The sequence below is a fragment of the Flavobacterium sp. GW821-FHT11G01 genome (assembly GCF_058808175.1).
The window spans coordinates 146,052-159,217 of sequence record NZ_JBXARK010000004.1 but is presented as its reverse complement, the minus strand read 5'-3'; the positions used below and the strand labels follow the sequence as shown (position 1 = coordinate 159,217).

Sequence of the window (13,166 nt, the reverse complement as noted above, 5' to 3'; positions counted from 1 at the left end):
AAAAAGTTTAATTAAAATAGTAAAAACCAATTAGAATTAGGCTTTAAATATCCGCAGCATTTCAATAGAATGTTAAAAAAGAATGCAGGTTATAACTCCTTTGAATATAGAAACTTAAACTAAATTTTACCTTATTAAAAAAAATGCTTGAAAATTTTCCTTTTTATCTAGGTTTAATAATCGTTATTTTATTGCTTATTATGCTTGCTAATAAAATAAAAGTAGCATACCCTGTATTACTGGTATTAGCAGGATTGGTAATCAGTTTTATTCCAAAAGTTCCAATAATCGAAATTGAGCCTGACCTTATCTTTTTGATATTTCTTCCCCCATTATTATATGAAGCTGCATGGACAGTTTCCTGGAAAGAAATGTGGCGCTGGAGGCGTATTATTACTAGTTTTGCCTTTATAGTCGTTTTTCTCTCTGCTCTTTCCGTAGCATTAGTAGCGAATTATATTATTCCCGGATTTTCTCTTGCGCTCGGTTTTTTATTGGGCGGAATCGTATCTCCTCCAGATGCTGTAAGCGCAGGTGCAATTTTAAAATTTGTGAGAGTTCCTAAAACAATTTCATCTATACTTGAAGGTGAAAGTTTATTGAATGATGCTTCTTCTTTAATTATTTTCAGATTTGCAATGATCGCCGTAGCAACAGAGCAGTTTATATTTTACAAAGCTGCAATAAGTTTTAGCTGGATGATTATTGGAGGCGTTGCAATTGGATTGTTAATAGGATGGCTCTTTATGAAAGCACATAAATATTTACCCACAAATGCCAATGTTGATATTGTCTTATCGCTTCTTACACCTTACATCATATATATTGCAGCTGAAGAAGTACATAGTTCTGGTGTTTTAGCGGTAGTTAGTTGCGGTTTACTTTTGTCTAATAACAGACATCGTTTTTTGAGCAGTAAATCTAGAATTCAGGGAGTAAATGTATGGGAAAGCCTTTGTTTTATTTTAAATGGACTGGTTTTTATGCTGATTGGTTTAGATTTACCTCAAATTACTTCTGGACTTGAAGATATCAGTATCATAGGAGCAGTCGGATATGGCGTTTTAATCACTGTTGTTTTAATAATAAGCAGATTAATATCTTCCTACGGCGCTATAATTATCACATTAATTGCACGCAATTTTATTACGGTTGCTGACACAAGACATCCTGGATATAAAACTCCTTTTATTCTTGGCTGGACTGGTATGAGAGGTGTTGTTTCTCTGGCGGCGGCATTATCTATTCCAGTATATTTAAACAATGGTAACGGTTTTCCGCAGCGAAATCTCATTTTGTTTATCACTTTTATTGTGATTCTTTTGACTTTGTTAATTCAGGGATTAACGCTCCCTTATTTCATAAAAAAAATAAATCTTCCAGCAATCTATGATCCACTTTCTCGAGAGGAATCCAGTACTATTTTGCGAAAAGATCTTGCTGAACATGCTTTACATTATTTAAAAACAACGTATCAGGATCAGCTGGAAAGTAATACGTCATTGCAGCAGCTCATTCAAAAATGGGAACTTCACAGCAAAGGAATTGATAACGAATCGGTTAGTAACGAACTTAAAATCATTTATCTTGATTTAATAAATCATCAGAGACAATGGCTGATTGATAAAAATAAGGAAGATCAAAGTATAGATGAATCTATCATCAGAAAACAGATGTATTATTTAGATCTTGAAGAAGAAAAACTGATTCACTTTTAGCAGTTATACTTTGTTTACTATCATTTTGGAAGGAATACCTTTTTGCCACAAAAAATTAAGTCCTTCTTTTCACTTTAATTAAAAATTATCAGATCACATTTTGCGGAAAAAATCAGATTTAAAATCTAATAATTCTATCAATCCCCGACAGTACATCTAAACCAAATTTGTAAAGCCATGGGAAGACAGACACTACATATGATATGCTAATCTATTCAAATCTTCCATAAAATTTGTTGTAATTTTTCCCCGTTGAGATCGCAAAAAATCCCATTTCTAACGAAATGGGATTTTTTTTATACTTTTTTGTTACAATAAACGCAGATAGAAATTCAGAATAAAAAACATCAGATTTCATCAACTTTTCTTTAAGTAAACAATTTTAGTTTTCCCTATTTTCCCATTAAATGAAAATGGAGCCTGATCAAAATAGTCCAAAGAAACACGCACTAAATACATTCGAGGTACAATTAAGATACAATTTGAAGAAGTACAACTAAAGTCGTAAATCAAAATAATTTTATAAAGTAGCCCTAAAAATTTTGATGCTCAAAGTTTTATGTCAAATCGTAATCAACATAGATGAACATCCACTTCAGAATTTAAGATCAACTTAACATTGAAAATATTGGCTAAAAAACAAGATTGTTAATAATTAATTATGTTAAAAAAAACCAAAGTCATTTTTTATATTGTAGTATTTTTATTTAGATTTGAACCATGTTAAAATTTAACTATTGCACTAACGATTATTAATTAAAATCGTTAAAATTTAAACCGCCAACAATCAAATCCTCACAAAAAAATTATGAATTTCATAAAATCAAATCACTGTTCTTCAGCAAACCTTTATAAAAAAGTACTATTTCAATTTCTATTATAGAATCAACAATCTTCTAACTCCATAACCAAAACAAATCACACAACAAATGCATTTTATTTCTATTTCTCAAAAAATAGAATAGAACTATAATGCCTATTTTCAAAAAACCACAACCAATTAATGAGACAAACAATTCTAGCATTATGTTGCTTTCTTTTTTTATCAAATACTTTACAGGCACAAATATCAGGCACAGTTAAAGGATATGTAACCGATACCACAAACAATTCGACTTTAACGAAAGCATCAGTCTCTTTGTTAAGAGCACAAGATTCCATTTTAGTAAAATTTACCCGAGCCAAAGAAAATGGTTATTTTGAGTTGAATAATATTAAAACCGGTAAATTTATTTTATTGGTTTCTTATCCCAAATATGCTGATTTTGTAGATCAATTTTCTGTTGATTCCACAAAGTTAATCAAGGATTATGGTAAAATTAATTTAGAAGATAGAGGAAAAATACTATCCGAAATAATTATCAAAGGCAATAGAGCCGCCATGAAAATCAAGGGAGATACATTAGAATTTGATCCAAAAGCATTTAAAATAGAACCTAATGCAAAAGTGGAAGATCTGATAAAACAATTCCCAGGAATACAAATTGATAAGGATGGAAAAATTACCGCTCAAGGCGAAACTGTAACCAAAGTTTTGGTTGATGGTGAAGAATTTTTTGGTGATGATCCCACTTTAGTTACAAAAAATCTACGTGCGGACATGGTTGATAAAGTACAATTGTATGATAAAAAAAGTGATCAGGCCGCTTTTACAGGAATTGATGATGGTCAGAAAACCAAAACGCTGAATGTTAAACTTAAAGAAGACAAAAAAAATGGTCATTTCGGGAAAGTAGAACTCGGAGGAGGAACTGATAATTTTTACAAAGGCCAAGCCATGTTTAATAAGTTTTGGGATAAGAAAAAATTAGCAGCTTATGGCATTTTAGGCAACACAGGACAAGTAGGATTAGGATGGGGAGATAAAGATAAATATGGCCAAAACAGTTATCAGGTAGCTGATGACGGCGGTATTAATTTTTCAAACAATGGAAATGATGAATTTGAAAGTTGGGATGGACAATTTAATGGTGAAGGAATTCCGGTAGCTCAAACTGGCGGAATACATTTTGACAATAAATGGAACAAAGACAAAGAATCTATTAATGTAAATTATAAAATTGGCGATATCAAACTTTCAGGAAATCGCAATGATATTAACCAACAAAATTTAAGTTCTAGCAGTATTTATAATACTTCAGATAAGAGTTTTGAGAAAAACATGACTAAAAATAAACTTGATCTAGCTTATGAAATTAAAATTGATTCTACTTTAACTTTAAAATTAAATGTAGATGGCTTATTTAAAAATAGCAATTCAAGTGAAGCAGAAATGCGAAAAGGTACTGACGAACAAGGTAACCAATTGAATAATTTGAAACAGACAACTACAAACGATGTTGATGATAAAATATTTAATATGAATACTTTATTAACCAAAAGGCTTAAAAAAACGGGACGAACGTTATCTCTTAATTTAAACCAATCAAGTACAAATAGCAAAAGTGATGGTTATTTAAATTCCAGAGCTGAATTTTTTACAACGTCCGTAATTAATCCGGATAGCACCAAAGTAGTCGATCAAAACAAGGTCAATACTATTAGCAATACCGTTTTTAAATCAAATTTAATTTATACCGAACCGTTATCCAAGAGTCTGTCTTTAATTCTTAATTATGGATTCAACATCAGTAACGGAAAAGCTGATCGTAAATCTTTTAATCAATCTCCAAATGGCGATTATACTGTTTTGGATTCCGTCTTTAGTAATAATTATGAATTAGACCAAACGATAAACCAGCTTGGGGCGATTTTTAATTACAAAAAAAATAAAACTGTTTTTTCGTTTGGTACTAAAATTAGTGGTGTAAACTTTAAACAATATGATGTTTATACAGATAGTTCTTTTAAGCAAAAATTTGTCAACTACATGCCTCAGATAAACTATCAATATAATTTTAAACAAAGAGAATCACTGCGTTTCTCGTATAACGGAAACACCGATCAGCCAACATTAGAACAAATACAACCGATACGAAATAATCAAAACCAATTAAATACGATTTTGGGTAATCCAAATTTAGATCCTTCTTTTAGAAATAATTTTAGAGGAAATTATTATTCGTATAAAGTACTTAGTAATCAATATTTTTCGGTTAATGGATCGTATAATTTTACGCTAAATCCAATAATAAGTAATGTGATTACAAATGACAGAGGAGAAAGTATTTCTCAATTTGTAAACCTAAAAGACAAAGTTGCAACAAGTTATTATTTGAATAGTAATTTTGGCAAAACAATCAAAGCCATAGACATGAATGCAGGAATTGGTTTAAGCGCCAACAAAAATGTAAACTATAATTACATCAATACAAAACTGAATCAAACTAAAAATTCAACTTATTCCTTTAATTTAAGCTTATCAAAGAATAAAGAAAAAAAATATAATTTTAATACCAGCTTCGGACCTACTTACAACGTTGCTAATGCAAGCATCAACGAAAATAGTGATAGTAATGGTTGGGGTTTTAATGGAAATTTCTGGTCCAGTGTACAATTACCTTTCAAACTGGAAATTAGCACAGATGGTAATTATCAATATAATGGAAAAACACAAGTGATTCAGGAAAGTTTTGAACGTTTTATTTGGAATGCATCTGTTACCAAAAAATTCTTAAAATCAGATAATTTAAGAGTTTCTATAACGGGAAGAGATCTTTTGAACCAAAATGTAGGATTTAATCGTTCTGCATTCAATGGAAATATCAACCAAAGTACTTATACAACTATCCAAAGATACTTTATGTTCTCTGTAAGCTGGGATTTCAGCAAAATGGGCGGAGGAGAAATTAAACAAAACTAAAACCATGAAAACAATACTAAATCACATCTTAATTTTAATAATTGTAGTGACAAGCTGCAATACTTTTGCACAAAATAATCACTTTGTACAAAATGGCGTAATCGAATTTGAGAAAAAATCGAATATGTATGCTTTGATTACAAAAAAATTAAAAGGAGAAACGGATAGTTATTATCAAGCTGCTTTTGAAAGTTATAAAAAAACCAATCCACAATTTAAAACTACAAAAAGCATTCTCAGTTTTTCAAAAAACAAGAGTTTATACAAATGGGATGAAACAAATCAATCAGCAAGCAACAGTTGGATTGGTGACGATGCAATGGCCAATTTAAAAAATGTTATCGCAACAGATCTAGATACCCAAACCAGCATTACACAAAAAAACGTTTACGATGATTTATATTTAGTTAAAGATAGTTTACGCAAAATTGACTGGAAAATTACCGATGAAACCAGAGAAATTGCGGGCTATGAATGCCGCAGAGCAAATGCTATAATTATCGATTCTGTTTATGTTGTTGCCTATTACACAATTCAAATTCCGTTCTCAGGCGGCCCTGAATCTTTTACAGGCTTACCCGGAACAATTTTAGGCTTGGCTATGCCACATGAAAACATGACATGGTTTGCCACAAAAGTTACTGAAATTCCAGTTACTGACAAAGATTTAGCTCCACCAATTAAAGGTAAACCTACTGACAATAAAGGACTAAACAAAATACTTTTGGATGCTTTGAAAGGCTGGGGAAAATGGGCAAGAAAGACATTACAAGCCTACTCCTTGTAACACTATTGAAACTTGTTTTTATACAAAAACTAATCTAAATAATTCCTGAGATTTCCAGAATATATCAGAATACATATAAATGGAACACCAATTTCATTAAATCTTGCATAAAATAATTTGTAATTTGTATGTTCGCGGTCACTTTAAAAACGTTAAATCTTTTAATTTAGCGTTTTTTTATTCTTTTCAGCACGATTTAATCATTTTTAACTTCATATTTAAAGCGGTTTGAATATCGCTCTCCGAAGTGTTTTTTCTTTACGCTGCTTTTTTACTTTCTGAATATTTAATAAAAAAGTAATCAGCCTAAACACCACTTTTAAATTATATAAATTCCATGCAGAATTCTATAATTTGGGAAGCAGCTTGCTCATGTAATTTTGAATCAGAAATAAAATCTTAATATTCTATAATAAATTAATCATGAATTCAAAGACTACTTTTAACATACTTAACTCAGTTGAACGATTTAATAATCCAGCAGAAATGAATTTTAAAAATGCAGAAAATTTTTCTGAAAAACATGAAACAGCTATAACCGACTTATATTACAAATATGAAGATGAACCGGATTTTGACTGTGACTTTTTAACCATTCAAGACTTTGCTGAACAAGAAAATATAGATGAATTAGAATCTGAGGATAATTTAATCGATAGTTATGGAGATGATGAATGGGACGCAGATATCTATGACCCGTATCTTGAGTCTAGTTATTTTTAAGCATTTATCTTCAATTAGAAAATTACTGCAAACAGGATTTGTCCTTCCTGATCACACGAAAGTATAATAACACTTCGAAAGGTAAACTAATGGGAATTACGTAACTACTAATGCTTTAAGTATAACAAATAGATTTAAGTTGATATTATCTTTACGAAAAATAAAAGCTCCATGGAAAACTTAAATATTCAATCTCAGAAAATTCAAAAATGCCCTTATCAGGTTATGGCTTACGGTGAAAATAATTGCGATGTGGACTATCGCACTGCGTATAAAGGAAACTGGGGGCATTGGGATGAACCTATTGAAAAATCACTGCCTACTACTGACACAGAGGATTCTGAAATGGTTATGAATTAAAATTTATAACTTTTTCTTACTCTTTCACTATATAAAAAATAAAAAAGCCTAATAAAATAGGCTTTTTTATTTTTTTTTATGACAGCTTTAAAACTTCTGTCGATAGATTGCAAATTCTAAGCAGCAATATCTATTTATGCTTTTTCTACTTGCTTTTATAATTAATAATAAACATAAAGCATAATTTTCGAATTAGAACTGTCGATAATTTTCTCCAGTCTTTTAAAAAACAGTTCGTTTACCATTGGGCAGCCGTGGCTATTACTGATATAATAATCCTGCTCTTCATACGGTACAGCCGAATACTGGTGCAGCACAACAGCTCTTTTTAAGGCATTGCTGTTGGAATCATCCAGTCCGTTAAGTCTGTAGGCTTTTCCGAAAATGCCGGTATAGGATTTCTCGACTGAGTATCTGCCAAGGGAAGTGCAATTTGAATTGGGAGTATTACTGAATTTCAATTCTCCTCTTATTCCGGTCTCCGATCCGCTTCCATGAGCTACAAGACCCTGGTCAAGTATTTTGTTATTTTGAAGATCGTAGACAAAAAAACGGTTCTTGCCCGATTTAATTTTCATGTCTACCAAAAAGGCAATTTTAGTATTATAGCGAACATTAGTGCCTAATACTGATTTGATCTCGCTAACGTGATCAGCAAGCCTTGAAAACTCAAGTTCCGATAATGCTTCTTTTTTATCAGTTGCATTGTAGGTGGTAAAGGAACTCAGAGAAACCAACAATACCATAAAAAATATTTTCATACGCAATATAAAATGAGTTAAGTAAATTGAGATTTGGGAAACTGGAAAACTTAAACTTTCATTGATGTTGCAAACATAAGCAGATATTTTATATAATTCCCATGTTGACCTTGTTAAATTTTTAATAAATAACTGATTTACTGATAAATATCATTCTTAATACAAAAAAACAGTGACTCCATAAAGTCTCTGAGTATCCGAACAAGACAAATAATAAAAAAAGCACTGAAAACCAATCATTTTCAGTGCTTTTTCGATTCTTTATAATTTACGTATGTTATTTCAATTGAGTAGTATCTACTCTTGTTGGCGTATCTTTTCCACTAATAATCGAAGAAGAACTTAATGCAATTGATTTTATTATTTGCGTCATGTTATCGATATCTAACGATTCAAATTCATCATCGGCTGTGTGATACGTTAGCTCATTATCCATTTTTGAAGTAGAAATAGTATGAGCAGGAACTCCAAGCTTGGCTAAAGTAGCGTTGTCTGAACGGTAAAACAATTGTTGGTCCGGATAAGGATCTGCATAAAATGTAAAATTTGTTCCTGTTAAATTAGTTTGCAAAATTTGACCCATATTCGACTTTTCGAAGCCTGTAAGGTAAGCAGAGTTTTTACCCCATTTAGATTCTGTTCCTATCATTTCTATATTGAACATCGCAATCACTTTTTCTGGCGCAAGCTGTTTAGAAAAATATTTGGCTCCATAACCCCCTATTTCTTCCGCTACGAATGTGGTAAAAATAATAGTACGCTCGTTGTTATTTTGTTTTTTAAAATATTTCGCAAGCATAATTACTGCTGTTGTTCCAGCTGCATCATCATTAGCACCATTATAAATAGAATCTGTTGCAGTATGCGGAGCTCCTTCTTCTGGAGAGCCCACTCCTAAATGATCATAATGACCTGAAAAAATCACATACTCATTTGGTTTCGTTTTTCCGGGTAATATTCCAACAACATTATTCAATGTTTTTTTGGAGATTGTATTCGTTAATTCAATTGAAAAAGTGGTCGCTTCTGTGGTACCAAAAACAAACATGATCGTATTGTTTCCTGGAGTAGCATTTACGCGATCAATATGTTGAATATTTGGTAAAACTTTATCAAATGAAGGATCAACTAGTACCAAAAGATTTTTCGAACTTTTATAATATTCATTAAATTTCTCGCCAATATTATCGCCTTTACTGATTTTTATAATAGTAATATCACTTTTTTCAGTTAAAGAAACCTGAGGAAGATAGGAGAATGTTGCAACTTGATTGTTATTGATTTCTTTGCCGTCAATAGTAATTTTTGAAGAAACGGGTTTAGAGGAAGTCAACGAAAATTCTTGTCTGTAATTTGTTGCTGCATTGAAAGTTTGCAAGCCAATTGCTTTAAACTCCGATTCTATAAAGGCCGATGCTTTGTCAATACCGGGAGTAAAAGTTCTCCTGCCCTGCATATCATCAGCCGAAAGAATTTTCTCTACACGAGTTACTTCCTTGTTCGTAATAATTTTATCAATCGATTGTCCCTGTACAGTATAACATTGACTTAGAACAAACATACTAACAATAATTTTTTTCATATTTTACTTTTATAAATAATATTTTGGTTAAACCAAAAGTAGGTTAATTATTTGCAAAATTTAGCGCTAGATTGAGAAAATGAGGTTCTGTCGCAGCTGTCAGGATCAAATATAAGAATTTGAGTAATTTAAAAGTTCTCCCGCCAATTTACAGAACGATTTAAATATAGTTATCATTTGTTTAACCCGATTGAGTGGCTTCCTAAATATAAAATAATCAAGAAAAAATAAGAACTAACAATTAAAATTCGGGAAATTTTTATTAGGTGTAGAATTTCTAAGAAGCAAAAAAATTGCGCAAAGTCAGAGACATTTGCGCAGCGTTTTATAAGGAAGACATGGGAGATCTTTTTTTTTTATTTTAAGTTGCCGTTTTTGTTGCCGTTTAAAATATGCTAATAACTTTTTTTTAGGGTAAGATATTAAAAATTAAAAGCCTGCTGCAGGCTTTATATATTATGTTCATTAATTCTTATCCTATTTTTTCATTAATCCTAAAACATAATTTTTTAAGAGACATTACTGTTATACATAATCTCTATTAAGGCTTTAGCTTTCCCTTCTTTTCTGTAGTTAATTCTTTGCTACACATAATACTTTCCCTTATTACCACAGGCTTTGTCTTAATGACCATTGTAGGATCAACCTTAGGTTTTTCTACTGACTTTTTTTCTTCCATTTTTTCTATATAATTAATGATTTCTTTATAATTCTCAATTGTAAAATTATTTTTCTCCTCTTTCTTTTGGATTATTACAAAACTTGCCAAGCCAAGGTACAAAACTAAAGTTGGTATCAAAAACCTAAACGCTTTTGCAAAGTCATCACTTTTATTTCTGTAGATTTTAATATTGTTTTCTAATACTGTTTCAATTTCCGTCAAATAGGTCACTTTCAAATATTCGTTGAGCAAGTCTTCGTCTTCAGTTTCTAGTTTCTCTTTATATTGGGATAATATATCACTGTAAAAAAATTTAGGCTGATTTATATAAGAAACATTCACTGGACTGATCAAACAGTAAGTTTTATATAGTGATATTGCCAGCATTCCTATAAACAGCATTACAATTGTCATAAAAATATAACCGCATTCTGTTTTAAATAAAAATTTTAAAATTTCAACAACATAAAGACCTATAAAAGTAAAAATCACTATAAGAAACGAAGTCTTATTTTGATTTTTCTGATATAGGGACTGGTAAAACTCAATTTCCTTTATGTTTAATTCGATTTTTGTATTGATATCCGTTAGTTTCAAATCTCTTTTTTTAAATTGTTCATAACATCCAATTAATGTTAGGTCCTAGTAATTGACTTCAATGGAACTACATTTATTTTGATTGAATTCATAACAGGTAAACTCAACGGTCATACCATCACTTTCATAGGTAAATCTGCCAGCGTGACTATCCGTTGGTTTACCAAGATGGTTAAATATACTTTCACTTGTTTGATCTAGTAGTTTTAAATTAGAATCATAGATCGATTTATATGCTAAATATTGATTAAATTTTTCTATACTATAACCAGTTGAAATTGCAATAGACATAATTTTATCTGATGCCTTATACAAATAAATCGTAATAAAATCCTCATAATTAAGGGTGTAAAAATTAAACTTATCATTATTTTTTTCATCTTCTTCTGTTGGATTCCCTAAACAATCAATCAAATCTTGCCTTGTACTCTCTTTTGTTAAACCAAGGAATTGTTCAAATGTCAAAATTCGCCTTCCGTATTCTTCTAATCTGTGGCTTATATATTTAAAATCATTTATCCCTAAAAGAACATTTTTTTGGTCTAGCACTGTTTTTTTAAGAGTTTCATTTTCTAAAACTAATGTTGAATTTTCAATCTTCAATAGATTATTAAAAGTTTCGAGTTCAGTAATTCTGACGGTTAATTGTTCATTCTTAACTTTTATTTCGAAATTTTTTTGATCAAATTCAAATTTGGAAATAATTTTATTAGTTAACTCAAGAAAATTTGTATCGTTATGCTTTTCGGGAGTCAAAACATTCATTTCACTTAATAAAATGCTGAAATTTGCAAACATTCTTCTAATTTCAGACATCAATTCAATGTCTTCAAAAATTGGAGCAGCATAAGCTATACTACTTAGAGACTTAGTTTCGTCTGTTAATTCTTTTATTTTCGCATCCCAATACTTCATATATTCAACAATCTTTAAACTATCATGAATTTTTGCATCACTTGAAACTATCGGAAATATTCGATCTCGTGCATCTTTATATCTCAACATTTCTAAAACTTCAAACATGCAATTTTTAGATTTCAGATATTTATCACTTATTATAACAACAATATAATTTCCTTTACCTAATTCACGCATAAAATCTTTAATACTATCCTTATACTGAATTGTTTCAACATCAATTTGGACTTTAAAATTATTTTCCAGAAATGTATTGTATAAATTTTCAACTAACGGAGACCAATTTGAACCATTTTCTTGTGTTTCCCAAGCATATGAAAAGTATATTTCTGGCTGTTTATTTCTCATTTTTATGCGATATATGTTAACGTTCTATTAGGTCTATTGCCAAAATCTGTTGTGGCTGTTGGCAGTATTACTTTATCTTTCTAATTCTTCATGTCTAAATTTAAGTCCATATTCTGAAAAATATTTGCTCATAGATTTTAGAAGACTATTAAAGTTTTCATTGAATAAATCGTAATTTGACTTTTGGTCAGCATAATATTCTTTTGTAACCTTATCCGAATTTTGTACCGCTTCTTTGTAAGCGAAATTTGTACTATATCCGACTTCTTGTAAAAGAGAAATTTTTATAATTCCAAAATGTTTCTTGAATGTTTGTCTTACTAAATGGCTAATTGAAACTATATCATTTGCATTTTCAATAATATCTGTGTTTTTGGCGTGAAAAAGAACTAAGTTATGATAATCAGAATAAAGTTTTCTATGCGCCGTTTCAACTACTACTTGGTAATCAGTCATAACTTGTGCAAGGTCTTTTCCAATAAAATCGCCAAAATTTTGAGAGTGAAGATCTCTAATTTCTAAACATCTTTCAAAAAATTGATTTAATACCTGAACAGATTTTTCATCAATAATCGAGCTTTGCTTTGACAAAACTGAAAGTTGAGCATTAATTGTTGATAATTCTTTTCGGAAATCTTGTTTAACAATTTCCGCAACTTTTGTTAATTGTGGCAAATCTTCAATATTCGCTTCATTTTCAATTTTTTTCTTGTAGTATGATTTTAATAAATCAAGCAAGAAGTAAAATGCAATTCCACCAAAAAAAGTTGTCATTTTGTCCATTTGTTATTTAGTATTACTGCTAATGTTGTCGCTTCTAACATGGTAAGTTATGAAAATTAGTATTTACTATGCATTTTGTATTGTGCAAAAAACCACGCTCCACGAAGCATTCTTATTTACGTTGCG

General features: G+C 30.4%; 10 protein-coding genes. 5 read left to right on the top strand and 5 right to left on the bottom strand.

Annotated elements, in window-relative coordinates; all coding sequences use genetic code 11:
• Positions 1 to 143: 143 nt before the first annotated feature.
• The 5 genes from AC1RRN_RS09475 (at position 144) to AC1RRN_RS09455 (ending at position 7,390) form a co-directional block, all read left to right on the top strand.
• The gene (locus tag AC1RRN_RS09475; RefSeq protein ID WP_492967066.1) at positions 144 to 1,718 is read left to right on the top strand and encodes a Na+/H+ antiporter; all 1,575 of its coding nucleotides are present in this window, start codon (positions 144 to 146) and stop codon (positions 1,716 to 1,718) included.
• Between the two features lie 1,003 nt (positions 1,719 to 2,721).
• On the top strand, positions 2,722 to 5,520 hold the full coding sequence (locus AC1RRN_RS09470; protein WP_492967065.1) for an outer membrane beta-barrel family protein: 2,799 nt from the start codon (positions 2,722 to 2,724) through the stop codon (positions 5,518 to 5,520).
• A 4-nt stretch (positions 5,521 to 5,524) separates the two neighbouring features.
• Positions 5,525 to 6,307: a GLPGLI family protein gene (locus AC1RRN_RS09465; protein ID WP_492967064.1), complete on the top strand. Its 783-nt coding sequence runs from the start codon at positions 5,525 to 5,527 to the stop codon at positions 6,305 to 6,307.
• Positions 6,308 to 6,730: 423 nt separating this feature from the next.
• A complete protein-coding gene (locus AC1RRN_RS09460; RefSeq protein WP_492967063.1) occupies positions 6,731 to 7,030 on the top strand; it encodes a hypothetical protein in 300 nt (99 codons plus the stop codon).
• 171 nt (positions 7,031 to 7,201) lie between these two features.
• Positions 7,202 to 7,390: a hypothetical protein gene (locus AC1RRN_RS09455; RefSeq protein WP_492967062.1), complete on the top strand. Its 189-nt coding sequence runs from the start codon at positions 7,202 to 7,204 to the stop codon at positions 7,388 to 7,390.
• Between the two features lie 161 nt (positions 7,391 to 7,551).
• Here AC1RRN_RS09455 and AC1RRN_RS09450 read toward each other — a convergent pair whose 3' ends face one another.
• From AC1RRN_RS09450 to AC1RRN_RS09430, 5 genes are all read right to left on the bottom strand, one after another.
• Positions 7,552 to 8,151 carry a murein L,D-transpeptidase catalytic domain-containing protein gene (locus AC1RRN_RS09450; RefSeq protein ID WP_492967061.1) on the bottom strand — a complete coding sequence of 200 codons (600 nt, stop codon included), beginning with the start codon at positions 8,149 to 8,151 and terminating at the stop codon, positions 7,552 to 7,554.
• Positions 8,152 to 8,428: 277 nt separating this feature from the next.
• Positions 8,429 to 9,733 (bottom strand): M20/M25/M40 family metallo-hydrolase, encoded by a 1,305-nt coding sequence (locus AC1RRN_RS09445; protein WP_492967060.1) that lies wholly within the window; start codon positions 9,731 to 9,733, stop codon positions 8,429 to 8,431.
• A gap of 541 nt (positions 9,734 to 10,274) precedes the next feature.
• Positions 10,275 to 10,991: a hypothetical protein gene (locus tag AC1RRN_RS09440; RefSeq protein ID WP_492967059.1), complete on the bottom strand. Its 717-nt coding sequence runs from the start codon at positions 10,989 to 10,991 to the stop codon at positions 10,275 to 10,277.
• Positions 10,992 to 11,036: 45 nt separating this feature from the next.
• Positions 11,037 to 12,257, bottom strand: a complete 1,221-nt coding sequence (locus AC1RRN_RS09435) for a toll/interleukin-1 receptor domain-containing protein (protein WP_492967058.1) — start codon at positions 12,255 to 12,257, stop codon at positions 11,037 to 11,039.
• Between the two features lie 72 nt (positions 12,258 to 12,329).
• Positions 12,330 to 13,031 (bottom strand): hypothetical protein, encoded by a 702-nt coding sequence (locus AC1RRN_RS09430; RefSeq protein ID WP_492967057.1) that lies wholly within the window; start codon positions 13,029 to 13,031, stop codon positions 12,330 to 12,332.
• Positions 13,032 to 13,166 lie beyond the last annotated feature (135 nt).